Here is a 19,494-nt window from a genome sequence, read left to right on the forward strand (position 1 = left end):
ACCTTATAAATCCGAATCAACAAAAAAAGCACGTACGCTCCTGAAGGAGAATGCGTGCTTTTTCTTATGCATTTCAGGTGCATTGTCCCATTCGAACAGATTATCGATCAGAAGGACGGGATGACTTCTCTTCCTTGCGCTTCTTCGCCCGGCTGCGGGAGGCTGCCGTCCGCATATTATGCTTCATTCCATATAGAGCGTACAGCACCAGTGGAATAAAGATCAGCTTCGACAACTGTTCTGGGAAAATGACAGCAACCGCTACGGCGAATACAACCACCCAAGGTGCGATCCAGATCGCTTTTCGCGGCAGACCGACCTTTTTAAAATTCGGATATTTAAGCGAGCTTACCATCAGATAGGATAATAACAATGTGGCTATCATCATGCTCACGGGACCAATATCCTTGTTAAACAACGTCAGCGTTGCAAGAACACCTCCAGCTGCCGGAATGGGCAGACCGGTAAAATATCCGGGAATTCCGGGTCTTACATTAAAGCGTGCCAGCCGAATGGCTCCGCAAATGGGGAAGCTTGCCGTGGCGATCCAGGCGAGCACCGGCGATGCATCCTGGAAGGATACCATAAACATAATGAGTGCCGGGGCTGCACCGAACGAAACCATGTCAGACAAGGAATCGAGCTCTTTTCCGAATTCACTCTGGGCATTCAGCGCACGCGCGACCCGGCCATCCAACCCATCCAGCAGCATCGCAACAATCACCATAATCGCAGCCAGGCTATAATTCCCTTCAATTGCAAGCAGTATCGCCATCATTCCAAGAAACAGATTACCCAAGGTAAAGAGGTTCGGAATGAATCTGGTTAACATCGTTGTTTCACCTCATCATCTTCAGGGCCGTTATAGGCAAGCCTGTACTGATCGCTCTGGATTACATTTGTCTGTCAATAAACATCTGCTCCTGCAGACGCTTCAGACCTTCCTTAATTGTACGGGCACGTACCTCACCAATACCGTCGACTTCATCCAGCTCTTCAATCGTTGCCATGATCACATGCGGCAATTGTTCAAATTGGTCCACAAGGTTATGAATAATGACATTTGGAAGACGTGGTATCTTATTCAATACCCGATATCCGCGCGGTGCAACCGAATCTTCCGATGTGGCAGCAGAAGAAGGATAACCGAGCAGACGGACGATATGATGGGCATCCAGCAATTCATCATCCGACAGACGTTTGAGTCCCACGATAATTTCACGAATTTTCTCGTCACTATCGTCGCGTGCATAGTCTTTGTACAGCAACCACGCTTCTTCTTCGGTCGTTCCAACCAATTCTTCCATCTGCATGGAGATCAGTCGCCCTTCATTCCCAAGTTCATGGATGTAACGCTTGATTTCCGTCTTGATGCGCATCACCATTTCCGTACGCTGAATGACGTTCACCACTTCAGGGATAGTCACAAGTTCTTCGAACTCCGAGGCACTTAGATTCGTAAGGGATTGGGTCAGTACAGCTTTGTACTTCTCAAGCGTTTGAATGGCCTGGTTGGCCTTTGTTAAAATAACTCCAATTTCCTTGAGCGAATATCTAAGCGTTCCCTGATATAAGGTAATAATATTCCGGCGTTGCGAGATGGATACGACCAGTTTGCCTGTTTGCTTGGCTACACGCTCTGCTGTCCGGTGACGGATCCCTGTCTCAGAGGATGAGATGGAGGAATCCGGAATAAGCTGAGTGTTGGCATACAGAATACGCTTTAAATCCTCGCTAAGAATGATGGCACCGTCCATCTTGGCAAGTTCATACAAGTAGTTGGGGGAGAAATCGCAATTGATCGAGAAGCCCCCGTCTACCACTTCCATTACTTCAGGGCTGTATCCTACAACAAGCAGTGCCCCCGTCTTGGCGCGCAGCACGTTCTCCAGACCTTCGCGGAAAGGTGTACCTGGTGCGATCAGCCTCAACAATTCATTCATATTATCCAGTTGGCTCGAATCTTTCATCTTGTTATGCCCCCTAATCTAAAGCAACCGCTAGTGCATCTGCCACGGTATTCACACCGATCAGTTGTATCCCGCGAGGATGTTTCCAGCCCTTTAAGCTTTTCTCCGGTAAAATGACTCGTTTGAAGCCCAGTTTCTCGGCTTCCTTCACACGTTGTTCAGCCCGTGATACGGCCCGAACCTCACCTGTCAAACCAATTTCGCCAAATATCACGTCATCCGGCTTGGTCGGCACATCTCTCAAACTGGAGGCGATGCTGACGGCAACTGCCAAATCTACCGCCGGTTCATCGAGCCGTACTCCACCGGCCACATTCAGGTATGCATCCTGTGTTTGCAAAAACATGCCCATCCGTTTCTCAAGCACCGCAATAATCAGGTTCAGCCTGTGATGGTCTATCCCTGTTGCCATACGGCGGGGAGACGGGAAATGGGTTGTAGAGATTAGTGCCTGCAGCTCAACCAGCATAGGTCTTGTGCCTTCCATACTTGCTACTACGGTAGAACCCGCTACACCGAGCGGACGTTCGGACAAAAAGAGTTCGGAAGGATTCCCCACTTCACGCAGGCCGTCTTCGCCCATTTCGAAAATACCAATTTCATTGGTTGAACCGAAACGGTTTTTAACCGCACGCAGCAGTCTATACGTATGATGACGTTCCCCTTCAAAATAAAGAACACAATCCACCATATGCTCCAACATACGCGGACCAGCGATAGCCCCTTCTTTCGTAACATGCCCCACAAGCACGGTTGCAATGCCTCGGCCTTTGGCGATCCGCATAAACCGAGAGGTACATTCCCTTACTTGTGCCACACTCCCGGGTGCACTGGTGACTTCTGGCAGATAAACGGTCTGAATGGAGTCGATGACAAGAAAATGCGGCTGGATCTGCTCCACCGCCTCCTCTATGCGTTCCATATTGGTTTCACACAGCACATACAGCTCAGGAGAGAGCGCATCCAGACGGTCAGCCCGCAATTTGGTCTGTTTCACCGATTCCTCACCCGAAACATATAACACGCGCAAACCCGAATGCGTTAGAGCATGGGAGGTTTGCAGCATCAGCGTTGATTTTCCGATTCCCGGATCTCCGCCCACCAGCACGAGAGACCCCGGAACTATGCCGCCGCCCAATACCCGGTTCAGCTCTCCGATTCCAGTCTGCACACGCGGTTCTTGACCGCTATCTATATCTATGATGGGAAGCGGTTTATCTTTACTGTCAAAGAGGGGCGAATTTCTCCCTTGTGTTTTGACAACCGTTTCCGTTTCTTCCACCATGGAATTCCATGACTGACAACCCGGACATTTGCCGTACCATTTGGGGGCTTCATAACCACATTCCGTACATTGAAACTTGGTTTTAACTTTGGCCACTTCAGCACTCCTAGGATTTATTTTATAACAGCATTTTGCATTTTTCGACGAATTTTGCCCTGAATTTCTGACGTACAGGGTTAATAAAAGTTTACCATTGTTTGAGATTTTTCGTAAAGGATTATCGTAAACTTTACAGATGTTCCTTGAATAAGGATAAAATAAAAAATCCTCTCCGGCCGAAGCCGGAAAGGATCAGGATCACATTTTAATCAGGTTATATTTTGCTTACTTTGTTTCGATTTCCTCATTCTTGGGAACGACAGCTTCCTTTTTGGTTACCGACAATGCGCCGTTCTCTTCGTCGATCAACAACGAATCGCCTTTGGTTACCGTACCTGTAAGCAATTCTTCAGACAATTTGTCTTCGATATGCTTCTGGATTGCCCGGCGAAGCGGACGTGCACCATAAGCTGGATCGAAGCCTGCTTTGGCCAAGAAGGCCTTCGCGTTGTCTGTGAGCTCGAAGTCGACCTCGTATTCACGCAGACGTTTCCGAAGCTCCTCGCTCATCAGGGTGACAATCTCTGCAATGTGTTTCTCTTCAAGCGAGTGGAATACGATGATTTCATCAATCCGGTTAAGGAACTCTGGACGGAAGCTTTTCTTCAGCTCATCCATGACTTTACCCTTCATGTTATCGTAATCCGCACCTGCATCCACAACAGCGGTGAAGCCGAGTGTAGAGTTACGTTTAATCGCTTCAGCACCCACGTTGGATGTCAGAATGATCAAGGTGTTGCGGAAGTCCACGACACGACCTTTCGAGTCTGTCAGACGGCCATCCTCAAGCACTTGCAGCAGGATGTTGAATACTTCTGGGTGTGCTTTCTCGATCTCGTCGAGCAGGACTACGGAATACGGTTTGCGACGCACTTTCTCTGTCAGCTGACCGCCTTCTTCATATCCAACATATCCTGGAGGCGCTCCGACGAGTCTTGAAGTGGAGTGCTTCTCACCATACTCGGACATATCAATCCGGATAACTGCATTTTCGTCGCCGAACATGGCTTCGGCAAGCGCTCGAGCCAGCTCGGTTTTACCTACCCCAGTAGGACCGAGGAAGATGAAGGATCCCATTGGACGTTTCGGATCTTTCAATCCAGCACGAGCACGGCGAACCGCACGGCTGACTGATTTCACGGCTTCATCCTGACCGATGACACGTTCATGCAAGATGGACTCCAGATTCATCAGGCGTTGAGTCTCTTCTTCTTTGAGCTTGTTTACCGGAATTCCCGTCCAGTTGGCTACCACTTGTGCGATATCTTCAGGCGTTACTTCGGAATCGGTACGACCTTGTTTTTCTTTCCATTGGTTCTTCGTTACATCCAGCTCTTCACGGATTTTTTGTTCCGTATCACGCAGAGCTGCTGCTTTTTCGAACTCCTGGCTTTGGACCGCTGCGTCTTTTTCCTTACGGATATCTTCAAGACGGCTTTCCAGTTGTTTCAGGTTCGGCGGAATGGTGTATGAGTTCAATCTTACTTTGGAACCCGCTTCATCGATCAGGTCAATTGCTTTGTCTGGCAGGAAACGATCTGTGATGTAACGGTCAGACAATTTAACCGCCTGTACAATGGCTTCGTCCGTAATTTTCACGCGGTGGTGCGCTTCATAACGATCACGCAGGCCGTGCAAGATTTGAATCGCTTCTTCTGGAGAAGGCTGATCTACAGTAATCGGTTGGAAACGACGCTCAAGCGCTGCATCCTTCTCGATATATTTACGGTATTCGTCCAGTGTTGTTGCACCGATACATTGCAGTTCTCCACGAGCCAGAGCCGGTTTCAAAATGTTCGAAGCATCAATTGCACCTTCTGCTCCACCTGCACCGATCAAAGTGTGCAATTCGTCGATGAATAGGACGATGTTGCCTGCCTGACGAATCTCATCCATGATTTTTTTCAAACGATCCTCAAACTCACCACGGTATTTCGTTCCGGCAACAACAGAACCCATATCCAGGGTCATGACACGTTTATCGCGCAATGTCTCCGGAATTTCGTTGGCGATGATTTTCTGTGCAAGACCTTCAGCAATCGCTGTTTTACCTACACCAGGTTCACCAATCAATACAGGGTTGTTCTTGGTACGACGGCTCAGCACCTGAATAACACGCTCAATTTCTTTGCTGCGGCCGATCACCGGATCCAGGTTGTTCTCCTTCGCATAAGCGGTAAGATCACGTGCCAGACTGTCCAGTGTTGGCGTGCTTACGTTAGCAGGCGTTCCATTATGACTGGATACAGCCTCACTGCTGCCAAGCAACTGCAGCACTTGTTGGCGCGCTTTGTTCAAGCTGATGCCGAGGTTATTCAGCACGCGTGCCGCAACACCCTCGCCTTCACGAATCAATCCGAGCAAAATATGCTCTGTACCAACATAGGTGTGACCCAATTTGCGAGCCTCATCCATCGACAGTTCAATTACTTTTTTCGCACGAGGCGTATATGCAATGTTGGTAGGTTGCTCTTGGCCGCGGCCAATCAGCGTCTCTACTTCATCTTGAATTTTTTCCAATCCGAGTCCCAGGCCGATCAGCGCTTTGGCTGCGATACCTTCGCCTTCACGAATGAGGCCGAGCAAAATGTGCTCTGTACCGATGTTATTATGACCGAGACGGACAGCTTCTTCCTGCGCGAGTGCGAGCACCTTTTGGGCCCGTTCCGTAAATCTTCCAAACATCATATCTCCTGCACCTCCATGGTTTTGGATAAAACGGGGGCCTTGATCACGATCCCGCCGTATAATTCATATCATTCTTGTTTACAGCCATGCTGCGAATAAAGTCATTCCGTATTAGGTAAATGCTCATTTTATATAAAGCCGCAGATGCGGCATGAAACCTTATGAATGTTCAATTGATTTGTTACCACTAGGACTGGCTGGCTGAATTGATCGTATCACGAATCAACTGAGCCCGGTAGATGTCACGTTCATCTGTGCGCATATCTTCTCCAAATGTTTTCTGTAAGAAACCCGGTTGTGTCATCACGTTCAACTCATTCATTACCGTGATGGACAATCCGTTCAACAGACCCAGATCCACACCTAAGCGAACATCCGAAAGGCGCTGTGCGGCTTCCTTGGAATCCATAATGGCTGCGTGGGACAAAATCCCGTATGAACGCATCACTCTATCGGTAATCCGCAGTCTGGAGTCGGAAATTAACCGCTCTCTGGCAGTACGTTCATGCCCAATAATCTGCAGCACAACGCTATGCAGGTTATCAATGACCTCTTGCTCCGTTTGTCCAAGCGTAATCTGATTCGAGATCTGAAAGAGGTTGCCCATTGCCTCGCTGCCTTCGCCGTAAATACCACGCACGGTCAGACCCACTTGAGAAACAGCCGTCAGAATACGTCCAATCTGCTGTGTCATCACCAGAGCAGGCAGATGCATCATAACAGATGCTCTTACACCGGTACCTACATTGGTAGGACAGCTGGTCAGGTACCCTCTGCGATCGTCAAAAGCATAATCCACATGCGCTTCAAAAGCATCGTCTATGGCGGAAGCTTTCTCCCAGGCTTCTTTCACCTGGAACCCCGGATAGAGGCATTGGATACGAAGATGGTCTTCTTCGTTAATCATAATACTGACGGATTCATCCTCACTGAGAATAACCGCACCATTCTTTGATTCATTCGCAAGACTGGGGCTAATCAAATGTTTCTCCACCAGCACCCGCTTATCGAGATCATCAATATCCATCAGGTCCAAGGTGTGAAAATCTCCAAAGGCATGAACGTCATCATATTGAAGTACTTCGCTCAGCTTATTCAGCACTTCTTCCGATTGCTCATTGGAAGCAAGCATTGGAAATGGGTAATGCTGAAGATTACGTGCGATCCGGACACGGCTGCTAATGACGATTTCGGAATCAGCCGCATCACTGCGCATCCAGTCGCTGAGCGCCTTCTCTGTAAAGCGCAGATTAGGCATTACGCGTCCCTCCTACTCATGACAAACTCTACTCCTGAGCTATTTCTTTTTCAAGTTCCCTGATCTGGTCACGGATTTGAGCCGCCTCTTCAAACTCTTCCTGGGCGATACTCTCCTGAAGATCGCGTTTCAGGTCGGCAATCTGCCGCTTCACTTTGATGCGACCACCAGCTCGTGCAGGCACTTTGCCCACATGGGTTGTGCTGCCATGGACCCTTTTAAAGAGTGGATCCAGACGACTGTCAAAATATTTATAACAAGAACTGCAGCCGAATCGGCCGATTTTGCTAAACTGTGAGTAAGTCATGCCGCACTCTTCACAACGAAGAGTCTGAGCAGGGGGTGCCCCAGCATTTCCATTCTTGGGTTCGAAATCAAGCAACCCGGACAACAGATTGTGAATGGAAAATCCATTCGATGTTCCCGGAATCATTTCTCCCTTTTCACGGGCACATGACTCACAAATATGGAATTCCGTCTTCTCTCCATTCACGATTTTGGTGAAATGAAGTGTCGCCGGACGTTTGTCGCATTCTTGGCACAGCATTTAGGATGTACCTCCTTGATCCCGATAGTTTTCATTTACCGAGCAAAGATATTAACATCGCCTTTAACATTCTGGCACGAATTTGATCCCGGTAAGGAAGTTTGACCAATAAAATTTCTCTTGATACAGCTGCACGCATCAACCCGGCTTCCCGTTTACTCAGAAAACGTGCTTCTTCCAGTTGATAAATCAAGCCTTCGGCAGCTGTCTGTCCAATCTCATCCCCGATGCTATGGTGCAGATGATTATGCAGAGCAGAGTGAGCCGGCAATTCAATCCGCTGTATGCGGACATAACCGCCACCACCACGTTTACTCTCAACCAAATATCCTTTTTCAAGAGTAAAGCGTGTGCTAATTACATAGTTGATCTGGGATGGTACGCATGAGAATTGATCTGCAAGATCATTACGCTGAATTTCAACCATTCCTTCGGGACTTTCATGCAAAATACTCTTCAGATATTGTTCGATAATATCAGAGATATTACGCATCCACTCATCCTCCACTGTCTGAAACGTTAAGTCAATAAGGACCCACACGCCCCCACAGAGTGCACCTTCTCAACCCATTTAACCAATCAGGGAAACGACGAATCTTGAATTCCGCTGGTTTATTCGGGAGAGCAAGGACGCACGAAGGTCCTCTTGGTACTGCCTCTTTCCGATGATATCCAAACTCCATTTAAATGTTCCTCATCACCGGAATGTAGAAAGAAAGCTACGTAAGTATTTAACCTTCAGTTGACTTTGACTTTCTTTGACTTTATATACATTATAGCATATTTTGTGGTTTTGCCAAGTGGGGTCACTATTCATTTTTTACGATTTTACACGAAATATTCCCCAGACACAAAAAAACCTCTCCAAAAAAGCCGGAGAAGTTCATTTGTCTCACTGTAGCACTGTTTTTCTATTAATATGAAAAGAGAAGGCAGCCAAATGATTTGGCGCTGGATATGCTCATAAACACACTTGGAAAATCAGAAGAAATCCATCAGGTAGGTATGGCGAACAGGTATCGCTTTTTCCAAAGCCTGAATATCCTCTTCCGAGCCTTGAATCCTGTCGATTCGGGCCATCTCAGCGGGTCTGCGATACCCCATCAACACTGCCGTTAGCGATTGGATGTTAAGTCTGATATGCTGAGCAGGCTGATCTTCCGTAGTAAGCTCCCCTTTTTTCCAGATGGAAGCTGTTCCGTTCATAGCCACGTTCAATTCCCAAACCCCTTCATTCCACGGTGCATGTGCGTCTTCTACCTCAAGCTGAATCTGTACCGGAGAGTCTTGGCTTGCAAAAGGATACTGCGAAATGAACTGCTCCACACTAACGATTCTCGCCATAAAGTATGGGGTAACCTCCTGCTGAATCCGTGGATTATCCAGTTGAAAGGCCAGTGTATCGTTCGCAGGCGCTTTTAACGTCACTTCATCAATCATCGAGTCATGGTTGGCGATAAATGTCCACAGCCCTTGTCTTGCCTCTTCATTTAGATGCACCAACTCACCAATGGTAAACTTTCTATCCTTGACCTCGTAAAGTACGTAGCCTTGTGGCAGTCCTGCTTCATCATAGTAAACAGCCCGCTGGCTCCCCTTCTTGGCATAAACTGAATTTTCCCACCAAGCATCATCTCGGCTTAAGGTTCCGTTGTAACGTTCTGCATACGTATCATATACCTCTTTCAGCACCGATAGCTCTGGATTGCCCCGCCGGAGAGTACCGGTAGTTGGCTTCTTCGTAGGTAATTGATCGGTAGACATCTTATAATTTTTAAACTCTACATATGTCTCCCATCCATATTTCCGATAAAAAGCAAACGAGAACGGATGCAGGAAGGAAATACTTTGTTTATTCCGATTCATCTCTTCCAATGCAAATTTAAGCAGCCCTGCTACCCAACCTTTGCGCCGGTATTCCGGCCATGTTGCTACACCCGCAATACCGCCCATCGCAAATGATCGACCTTGAATATAAGTTTGAAAAGGAATGATCTGAAGCTTGGCTCCAACTTGTCCATCCTCATATACTCCCAACACATTGTGTGAGTTGAATTCCTCACGGCGCTTTTCAAGCTGTTCCTCATTTAATTCAAACTGAAAAGCGTACTCCGAAAGCGTCATACACGCTTCGAAATCATCATTGGTTAATTTGCGAATATCCATAACATCCTGCACCCCATTCTTCAGAATTGTAAGCGAATCAAATTGCGTCCTTAAATGTGATGTATGTATCTTCTATGAGTGTGTCAGAGGCGTCGTACAAAGTCAAATAAGAGGTGCATAAGCATCTCCCGCCATAAATCATATGTAGATAGTTAGTAAAAGCACACAGTAAAATAAACAAAATAAAAACCACCACCGAGGTTCTTCGGCAGTGGTTCTTTGCTTGGCAGCGTCCTACTCTCCCAGGACCCTTCGGTCCAAGTACCATCGGCGCTAGAGGGCTTAACGGTCGTGTTCGGGATGGGTACGTGTGGAACCCCTCCGCTATCGCCACCAAACGTGATTTGTCGAAGCATGAGCTTCTTAAAATCAAAAGTGGAACTGAAAATCATACACACATTGGAGTGTTGTACCGATTTTCATTTCAGAGATTATTCCCTGAAAACTAGATCCGAAACGAAATATGCGACTAGAACCTGCAATTTGGATAAGCCCTCGACCGATTAGTACTGGTCAGCTCCATGCATTACTGCACTTCCACCCCCAGCCTATCTACCTCGTCGTCTTCAAGGGGTCTTACATACTGGGAAATCTCATCTTGAGGGGGGCTTCACGCTTAGATGCTTTCAGCGCTTATCCCGTCCGTACATAGCTACCCAGCGGTGCTCCTGGCGGAACAACTGGTACACCAGCGGTACGTCCATCCCGGTCCTCTCGTACTAAGGACAGCTCCTCTCAAATTTCCTACGCCCACGACAGATAGGGACCGAACTGTCTCACGACGTTCTGAACCCAGCTCGCGTACCGCTTTAATGGGCGAACAGCCCAACCCTTGGGACCTACTTCAGCCCCAGGATGCGATGAGCCGACATCGAGGTGCCAAACCTCCCCGTCGATGTGGACTCTTGGGGGAGATAAGCCTGTTATCCCCAGGGTAGCTTTTATCCGTTGAGCGATGGCCCTTCCATGCGGTACCACCGGATCACTAAGCCCGACTTTCGTCCCTGCTCGACTTGTAGGTCTCGCAGTCAAGCTCCCTTATGCCTTTGCACTCTTCGAATGATTTCCAACCATTCTGAGGGAACCTTTGGGCGCCTCCGTTACTCTTTAGGAGGCGACCGCCCCAGTCAAACTGCCCACCTGACACTGTCCCCGTACCCGCTAAGGGCACCAGGTTAGAACCTAGATACGATCAGGGTGGTATCCCAACGGTGCCTCCACACAAGCTGGCGCTCATGCTTCAAAGGCTCCCACCTATCCTGTACAGATCGTACCCAAATTCAATATCAAGCTGCAGTAAAGCTCCATGGGGTCTTTCCGTCTTGTCGCGGGTAACCTGCATCTTCACAGGTATTAAAATTTCACCGGATCTCTCGTTGAGACAGCGCCCAAGTCGTTACGCCATTCGTGCGGGTCAGAATTTACCTGACAAGGAATTTCGCTACCTTAGGACCGTTATAGTTACGGCCGCCGTTTACTGGGGCTTCGGTTCACAGCTTCGGGATTACTCCCTAACCGCTCCCCTTAACCTTCCAGCACCGGGCAGGCGTCAGCCCGTATACTTCGCCTTACGGCTTCGCACAGACCTGTGTTTTTGCTAAACAGTCGCTTGGGCCTTTTCACTGCGGCCCCCTCGTGCTATTCACACTACCGGGGCACCCCTTCTCCCGAAGTTACGGGGTCATTTTGCCGAGTTCCTTAACGAGAGTTCTTCCGCGCGCCTTAGAATTCTCTTCTCGCCTACCTGTGTCGGTTTGCGGTACGGGCACCTTCATCTGGCTAGAGGCTTTTCTTGGCAGTGTGAGATCATGACCTTCGCTACTGTAATTTTCACTCCCCATCACAGCTCAGCCTTACGATGTGCGGATTTGCCTACACATCAGCCTCACTGCTTGGACAGGCATCCATCAGCCTGCGTCACTACCCTACTGCGTCCCCCCATCGCTCGTAACGATTTACGGTGGTACAGGAATTTCGACCTGTTGTCCTTCGACTACGCCTTTCGGCCTCGCCTTAGGTCCCGACTTACCCTGAGCGGACGAGCCTTCCTCAGGAACCCTTAGGCTTTCGGCGGATCAGATTCTCACTGATCTTTTCGTTACTCATACCGGCATTCTCACTTGTATAATGTCCAGCGCTCCTTACGGTACACCTTCAACCCTTATACAACGCTCCCCTACCCCTGATGCAAAGCATCAAGCCATAGCTTCGGTGGTGTGTTTAGCCCCGTTACATTTTCGGCGCAGAGTCACTCGACCAGTGAGCTATTACGCACTCTTTCAATGGTGGCTGCTTCTAAGCCAACATCCTGGTTGTCTGTGCAACTCCACATCCTTTCCCACTTAACACACACTTGGGGACCTTAGCTGATGGTCTGGGCTGTTTCCCTTTTGACAATGGATCTTAGCACTCACTGTCTGACTCCCGGAAGTAAGTCTATGGCATTCGGAGTTTGACTGAGCTTGGTAACCCTTGCGGGCCCCGCACCCAATCAGTGCTCTACCTCCACGACTCTGTTTTCCGAGGCTAGCCCTAAAGCTATTTCGGGGAGAACCAGCTATCTCCGAGTTCGATTGGAATTTCTCCGCTACCCCCACCTCATCCCCGCACTTTTCAACGTGCGTGGGTTCGGGCCTCCAGTGCGTGTTACCGCACCTTCACCCTGGACAGGGGTAGATCACCCGGTTTCGGGTCTACGTCCACGTACTATGTCGCCCTATTCAGACTCGCTTTCGCTGCGGCTCCGGCTCTTCACCTTAACCTTGCACGGGAACGTAACTCGCCGGTTCATTCTACAAAAGGCACGCCATCACCCCTAAAATGGGCTCTGACTTCTTGTAAGCACACGGTTTCAGGTTCTATTTCACTCCCCTTCCGGGGTGCTTTTCACCTTTCCCTCACGGTACTGCTTCACTATCGGTCGCTAGGAAGTATTTAGCCTTGGCAGATGGTCCTGCCGGATTCATACGGGGTTTCACGTGCCCCGCACTACTCGGGATCCGTCTCGGAGGGAACAGACTTTCAATTACAGGGCTTTTACCTTCTTTGGCGGGCCTTTCCAGACCTCTTCGTTTAACCGGTTCCTTTGTAACTCCATGTGAGACGTCCCACAACCCCAGAGAGCAAGCTCTCTGGTTTGGGCTGTTCCGCGTTCGCTCGCCGCTACTGACGGAATCACTATTGTTTTCTCTTCCTCAAGGTACTTAGATGTTTCAGTTCCCCTGGTATGCCTCTACATAACCTATGTATTCAGTTATGAGTAACTGGATATTACCCCAGCTGGGTTTCCCCATTCGGACATCCCCGGATCAAAGCTTGCTTACAGCTCCCCGAGGCAGTTTCGTTGTTCGCCACGTCCTTCATCGGCTCCTAGCGCCTAGGCATCCTCCGTGTGCTCTTAGTAGCTTAACCAATTGCTCCGGTTTCGACTGCTCACTTCCCTTGTTTTGCTTACGCAAAGCCAAAAGTCGCTCCCATTCGATACCATCACAATGCAGTTTTCACTATTTATTGAAACTTGTTTTGACACAAGTTCAGCTAGGATGATTGTTGATCGGTTACTTGAACCGAACATGCATTCATCCCAAAAGGAATGTTCTAATTCGCAATTTTCGTTTCGATATCTAGTTTTCAAAGAACAAGCTAAATAGACGAAATTCTTTGGTGGAGCCAAGCGGGATCGAACCGCTGACCTCCTGCTTGCAAGGCAGGCGCTCTCCCAGCTGAGCTATGGCCCCTCAAATTCCATCAAAACTGAACAAATGGATAAGTAACGATGTTGCTGTCGCAGGTTCAGCGAACCTGCGTATTTGAATGTTTCCGCTACGGGAAACGATTCTCCATAGAAAGGAGGTGATCCAGCCGCACCTTCCGATACGGCTACCTTGTTACGACTTCACCCCAATCATCTATCCCACCTTCGGCGGCTGGCTCCTTGCGGTTACCCCACCGACTTCGGGTGTTATAAACTCTCGTGGTGTGACGGGCGGTGTGTACAAGACCCGGGAACGTATTCACCGCGGCATGCTGATCCGCGATTACTAGCAATTCCGACTTCATGCAGGCGAGTTGCAGCCTGCAATCCGAACTGAGACCGGCTTTTTAGGATTCGTTCCACCTCGCGGCTTCACTGCCCGTTGTACCGGCCATTGTAGTACGTGTGTAGCCCAGGTCATAAGGGGCATGATGATTTGACGTCATCCCCACCTTCCTCCGGTTTGTCACCGGCAGTCACCTTAGAGTGCCCACCCGAAGTGCTGGCAACTAAGATCAAGGGTTGCGCTCGTTGCGGGACTTAACCCAACATCTCACGACACGAGCTGACGACAACCATGCACCACCTGTCTTGAATGTCCCGAAGGAAAGGTACATCTCTGCACCGGTCATTCAGATGTCAAGACCTGGTAAGGTTCTTCGCGTTGCTTCGAATTAAACCACATACTCCACTGCTTGTGCGGGTCCCCGTCAATTCCTTTGAGTTTCAGTCTTGCGACCGTACTCCCCAGGCGGAGTGCTTAATGTGTTAACTTCGGCACCAAGGGTATCGAAACCCCTAACACCTAGCACTCATCGTTTACGGCGTGGACTACCAGGGTATCTAATCCTGTTTGCTCCCCACGCTTTCGCGCCTCAGCGTCAGTTACAGCCCAGAGAGTCGCCTTCGCCACTGGTGTTCCTCCACATCTCTACGCATTTCACCGCTACACGTGGAATTCCACTCTCCTCTTCTGCACTCAAGTCACCCAGTTTCCAGTGCGATCCGGGGTTGAGCCCCGGGATTAAACACCAGACTTAAATGACCGCCTGCGCGCGCTTTACGCCCAATAATTCCGGACAACGCTTGCCCCCTACGTATTACCGCGGCTGCTGGCACGTAGTTAGCCGGGGCTTTCTTCTCAGGTACCGTCACTCCTTGAGCAGTTACTCTCAAGGACGTTCTTCCCTGGCAACAGAGCTTTACGATCCGAAAACCTTCATCACTCACGCGGCATTGCTCCGTCAGGCTTTCGCCCATTGCGGAAGATTCCCTACTGCTGCCTCCCGTAGGAGTCTGGGCCGTGTCTCAGTCCCAGTGTGGCCGATCACCCTCTCAGGTCGGCTACGCATCGTCGCCTTGGTGAGCCGTTACCTCACCAACTAGCTAATGCGCCGCAGGCCCATCCTCAAGTGACAGATTGCTCCGTCTTTCCAGCTTCCTTCAGGCGAAAGAAGCAAGTATTCGGTATTAGCTACCGTTTCCGGTAGTTGTCCCAAGCTTGAGGGCAGGTTGCCTACGTGTTACTCACCCGTCCGCCGCTAAGTATCAAGAAAGCAAGCTTTCTATCAACTCCGCTCGACTTGCATGTATTAGGCATGCCGCCAGCGTTCGTCCTGAGCCAGGATCAAACTCTCCAATAAAGATGAATTTCACCAGCGCGGTTAGACGCTATGAAAATCATCTGGGGTATTGAAAAGAGCGATTAGCTCATTTTGAATCTGACGATTCATTGTAAATCATAAGTTACTATCCATTTGTTCAGTTTTCAAGGAACTTGTTGTCCGTTCTTGTCGACGAGTGTCAACCGGACAGGATGTTTATCTTATCATGTTAACTAACTAACTGTCAACAATATTTTTCGTCGCCATTCAAACCAATTCGACAATCACTCGTTTGAAGCGACAAGAAATAATATATCATGTATGAATTTAGATAGCAAGCATTTTTTAATTTCTTTTTCAAAGAGCACTCTATATATACAGTATTAGCCATAAGCCGTTTTTCTCCATCTTAATTAGATGAACTTTACTTTTATAACGTTCCTAAAATGGAGACGTTTGATGTGAGTGATCCAAAGCTTCTATAATGAGGTATATACAATAAAGAGATAGGAATAAAATATCATCACTCAATACCGTTCTTCGTTTTAGCCGCTTAATACATATGAAGATTTACTGCTTTTAACTTTATTTGGGGTGATTACTCTTGGAACAGTGGCTAAAAAACCTTCGTAAGGGATACGGCAAGAAACTCGTGTCTATCCACTTCTGGAATGCCTGGATCGTAGTGATCCTCGCCGTCACGGGACTTATGTTAGTCGGTGGGTTCTGGCGTGAAATACTCGGTATGGGGCGCGTATGGCTAAAATGGCTTCATATTATTGTTGGGTTGGCTATGCTAGCACCTGTTGTTTATTACTTGATACTGGCGAGCAAACACTGGAAACAGCTCCGGAACAGACCTTGGCAAAAAGTGAATACGATCATCGTGCTTGTTCTGCTGATTGGCTGGCTAATCTCAGGCATTGTATTATGGCAATTTAAACTCGCGGGACCGAAATGGTCAAATGCCGCACTTTTGACTCATGATTTGTTAACTTGGTTGGGTCTGCCCTACATCATCTACCACTCCATTACCCGTACCAAATGGTTAAAAGATTCGACACGCCGTACGGTGAGTGCTGGCAAATCGACGAAAGCAATCAGCGGCACAGCCGATTCATTGGGCATATCTGGAGAAAATGCAACTACAGCAGCTGCAACCTCAGCTCCTAGATCTGATCATGCTTCTGCGACAACTTTACCTGATCAACCTCAGAAACCCCAACCGGTGTATACACGGCGTGCGTTTATTCGGTCAGCTGTAGGTGTGGGGTTAGCCGTAACACTCGGCCCTACCTTTGTCTCTTGGGTTGGACGTAATCTCAGTATAGACAACAGCATCGACAGTATGCTGGAGAACGACCCCAATCGGCTGAGTCCGTTGCCGCAACCCGCGGCTGCCTCTTCCCCTCCCATTGGAGGAGGTGCAGAAGGTCATTTCCGAGTATACACGGTTACTCCCATTCCCTCGTTTTCAAATGAGAATTGGTCATTTCGGATCGATGGGCTTGTCGAACGGGCGCAGAGTTGGAATTGGGAACAATTCGTCAAGCTCACTCGCACCGTACAGGTCAGTGATTTCCATTGTGTAACTGGCTGGTCCGTATATAAGAACACGTGGGAAGGGATCTCTCTTAAACAACTGTTGAGCCAAGCCGGAGTAAAACCCGAAGCACACAGTGTCAAATTTTACTCTGGAGACGGGGTATATACGGATGCCATTACGATGGATCAGGCACAGATGGAAGATATCATGGTAGCCGTCATGCATGATGGCAAACCCATCCCCGCAGATCTCGGTGGTCCGGTACGACTTGTGATTCCCCAGATGTATGCCTATAAGTCGGTAAAATGGTTGAATCGTATTGAGCTCATCGAAAGTGAACATATCGGTTACTGGGAAGAACGAGGATACGACAAGGATGCATGGCTTACAGGCGCAGCTCAGCGCATCCCCAATATCAGTTCCTAACGTTTGACCTCAAACTCGTGTGGAGTCTATGAATTGAAAAACATCATACAAATGAATAGCAGAAACCCCCGATCTCCACCTAGCGTGGTTAATCGGGGGTTTCTTCATTTTCTAGCTATCAGGTTAGTCCTACTGATTCAAAAGACGAACGAGTTCATCCTCATCCTCAATGGTTGGGATGCCTAGATCATGTGCTTTGGCCAGCTTGCTGCCTGCCTTCTCTCCAGCAATGACAAGGTCGGTCTTTTTCGAGACACTTCCTGTCACTTTCGCTCCGAGTGCTTCCAGTCTTTGCGTTGCCTCGTCACGTGTCAGTTGATGCAGTGTTCCGGTCAGCACGACCGTTTTGCCACTAAAGAAGGAATCTTCGACCACCACTGCAGGCGCTTCCGGTGCCTGGGCTTTTACGCCCAAATCCAGCATTTTTTCAATGGCAGCCTGGGTAAACGGATCTGCGAAGAACGTCACAATACTCTCGGCCACAATGCCGCCTACGTCTGGAAGTTCAACAAGTTCCTCCACGGTTGCGTTCATAATCGCATGCAAATCACGATAATGGTCAGCCAGCATGCGCGTCGTTGATTTACCTGTATTCGGAATGCCCAGCGCGTACAGGAACGATGCAAGGTCACGATCCTTACTATGCTCCAGCGCAGCGAGAAGGTTGCTCGCTTTCTTTTCACCAAACCGCTCCAGCTTCACCAGGTCGTCAAATTGCAATGTATACAGATCAGCCGGCTCACGCACACTGAGCTCATCGTACAGCTGAATCGCTGTCTTCTCACTGAATGTCTCAATATCCATTGCATCACGGGAAGCAAAATGAGAAATTCGAGCAACGGTCTGCGGTTTACATGCCAATTTGTTATTACAGAACAGATGAGCTCCGCGCTGCTCAAGCGGGAATCCGCAAGCCGGACACTGCTCTGGATATATGATCTCTTCCCCATCACTCTCTTCAGTCACTTTACCCAGGATTTCAGGAATGACATCATTGGAGCGGCGGATGAAGACACGTGTGCCCAAGGCAAACTTCAGATTTTTACGCTCAATATCGCCCACATTGTTCAATGTACAATTCGAAACCGTTACTCCCGCCAGTTCGACCGGTTCTACACGTGCGAGCGGAGTTACTTTACCGGTACGGCCCACATTCCATACAACGGAATTCAGAACGGTCGTGGTCTCTTCTGCCTCGAATTTATAGGCTACAGCCCAACGTGGGAACTTATCGGTATAACCCAGCACTTCACGTGTGCGCATGTCGGTGATTTTGATAACGGCCCCATCAATCAGGTAGTCCAGCTGTCCCCGATTCTCCTGAATGGCGGCAAGCTGTTCCATCACATCATCAAATTCATGGAAGTACGTAATCGATGGGTTAACTTTGAAACGGTTCTCACGCAGAAAATCCATCATCTGCTGATGATTGGCAAATTGAATGTCGTCCGAGTACCCTACATTGTAAAAATAAGCATTAAGTCGACGCTCCGCCGTTGTCTTCGGATTCAGGTTGCGCAGCGCTCCCGCTGCTGCGTTACGAGCATTTTTAAGCGGCTCTGCCGCGGTTTCGTTGTATCGGTTCAGGACAGAGAGATTCATGATGCCTTCACCCTGTACTTCGATCGTACCGCCGGTATACGGAATTCTGAGCGGGACGGATTTGATCGTTTTCACTTGTGCCAAAATCCCCTCGCCTACGGTTCCGTTCCCGCGTGTAGAGGCCTGTACCAATTCACCATTGGTGTATGTCAGGTTCAGGGTGAGCCCATCAAACTTCAACTCGATGACATAGCCGGGTTCCGGTAAAGGATTACCCGGATTTTTGCTGTTATAGTCGCCCACCAGCTTCAGCACACGAGTATTCCAGCTCCGCAGCTGCTCGATGTTCTGGGCTTTGTCCAGACTCCAGAGTGGGGAAAGATGGCGATGCGGGGTAAACCCCTTCAGCAGTTCGCCACCCACACGCTGGGTTGGAGAATCGGGCAAAACCATCCCGCTCTCCTGTTCAAGCGTAACCAGTTCGTCGTACAGAAGATCATATTCCTTGTCACTGATCTGCGGCTGATCCATCGTGTAGTACTGATAATTATGCTGGTTCAGCTCGGTCACGAGTTGCTCCATCCGGTGCATCGGGTCCATACAGGGCCA

At 48.9% G+C, this 19,494-nt stretch carries 10 protein-coding genes, 1 tRNA gene and 3 rRNA genes; 1 reads left to right on the top strand and 13 read right to left on the bottom strand.

Translation table 11 applies throughout. The features are described from left to right. Window positions 1-100: 100 nt before the first annotated feature. The 12 genes from pssA to ABGV42_RS27215 form a co-directional block, all read right to left on the bottom strand. The gene (gene pssA, locus ABGV42_RS27160; RefSeq protein ID WP_347384520.1) at window positions 101-832 is read right to left on the bottom strand and encodes a CDP-diacylglycerol--serine O-phosphatidyltransferase; all 732 of its coding nucleotides are present in this window, start codon (window positions 830-832) and stop codon (window positions 101-103) included. 61 nt (window positions 833-893) lie between these two features. Beyond that, complete coding sequence (gene disA, locus ABGV42_RS27165) at window positions 894-1,970, bottom strand: DNA integrity scanning diadenylate cyclase DisA (protein WP_127540919.1); 1,077 nt, start codon at window positions 1,968-1,970, stop codon at window positions 894-896. Window positions 1,971-1,983: 13 nt separating this feature from the next. Continuing rightward, window positions 1,984-3,351, bottom strand: a complete 1,368-nt coding sequence (radA, locus tag ABGV42_RS27170) for a DNA repair protein RadA (RefSeq protein WP_347384521.1) — start codon at window positions 3,349-3,351, stop codon at window positions 1,984-1,986. 228 nt (window positions 3,352-3,579) lie between these two features. After that, entirely contained in the window at window positions 3,580-6,042 is a 2,463-nt protein-coding gene (gene clpC / locus ABGV42_RS27175) for an ATP-dependent protease ATP-binding subunit ClpC (protein WP_347384522.1), read from the bottom strand. A gap of 187 nt (window positions 6,043-6,229) precedes the next feature. Then, complete coding sequence (locus ABGV42_RS27180) at window positions 6,230-7,300, bottom strand: protein arginine kinase (protein ID WP_347384523.1); 1,071 nt, start codon at window positions 7,298-7,300, stop codon at window positions 6,230-6,232. 28 nt (window positions 7,301-7,328) lie between these two features. Continuing rightward, window positions 7,329-7,847, bottom strand: coding sequence for a UvrB/UvrC motif-containing protein (locus tag ABGV42_RS27185; protein ID WP_095362295.1), 519 nt, complete (start codon window positions 7,845-7,847; stop codon window positions 7,329-7,331). 31 nt (window positions 7,848-7,878) lie between these two features. Further along, window positions 7,879-8,340 (bottom strand): CtsR family transcriptional regulator, encoded by a 462-nt coding sequence (locus ABGV42_RS27190; protein WP_095293442.1) that lies wholly within the window; start codon window positions 8,338-8,340, stop codon window positions 7,879-7,881. A gap of 488 nt (window positions 8,341-8,828) precedes the next feature. Continuing rightward, the gene (locus ABGV42_RS27195; protein ID WP_347384524.1) at window positions 8,829-10,013 is read right to left on the bottom strand and encodes a GNAT family N-acetyltransferase; all 1,185 of its coding nucleotides are present in this window, start codon (window positions 10,011-10,013) and stop codon (window positions 8,829-8,831) included. 221 nt (window positions 10,014-10,234) lie between these two features. Further along, a 5S ribosomal RNA gene (gene rrf, locus ABGV42_RS27200) occupies window positions 10,235-10,351 on the bottom strand. 145 nt (window positions 10,352-10,496) lie between these two features. Next, a 23S ribosomal RNA gene (locus ABGV42_RS27205) occupies window positions 10,497-13,424 on the bottom strand. Between the two features lie 250 nt (window positions 13,425-13,674). Next, window positions 13,675-13,750: transfer RNA gene (locus tag ABGV42_RS27210), tRNA-Ala, on the bottom strand. 108 nt (window positions 13,751-13,858) lie between these two features. Further along, a 16S ribosomal RNA gene (locus ABGV42_RS27215) occupies window positions 13,859-15,410 on the bottom strand. Together the 16S, 23S and 5S rRNA genes with 1 tRNA gene alongside form the textbook arrangement of a ribosomal RNA operon. Window positions 15,411-15,975: 565 nt before the next feature. Here ABGV42_RS27215 and ABGV42_RS27220 point away from each other — a divergent pair. After that, window positions 15,976-17,343, top strand: a complete 1,368-nt coding sequence (locus ABGV42_RS27220; RefSeq protein WP_347384525.1) for a molybdopterin-dependent oxidoreductase — start codon at window positions 15,976-15,978, stop codon at window positions 17,341-17,343. 129 nt (window positions 17,344-17,472) lie between these two features. Here ABGV42_RS27220 and ligA read toward each other — a convergent pair whose 3' ends face one another. Beyond that, a complete protein-coding gene (gene ligA, locus ABGV42_RS27225) occupies window positions 17,473-19,485 on the bottom strand; it encodes an NAD-dependent DNA ligase LigA (protein WP_347384526.1) in 2,013 nt (670 codons plus the stop codon). Between the last annotated feature and the right edge of the window lie 9 nt (window positions 19,486-19,494).

Source organism: Paenibacillus pabuli (assembly GCF_039831995.1).
Lineage (GTDB): Bacteria > Bacillota > Bacilli > Paenibacillales > Paenibacillaceae > Paenibacillus > Paenibacillus pabuli_C.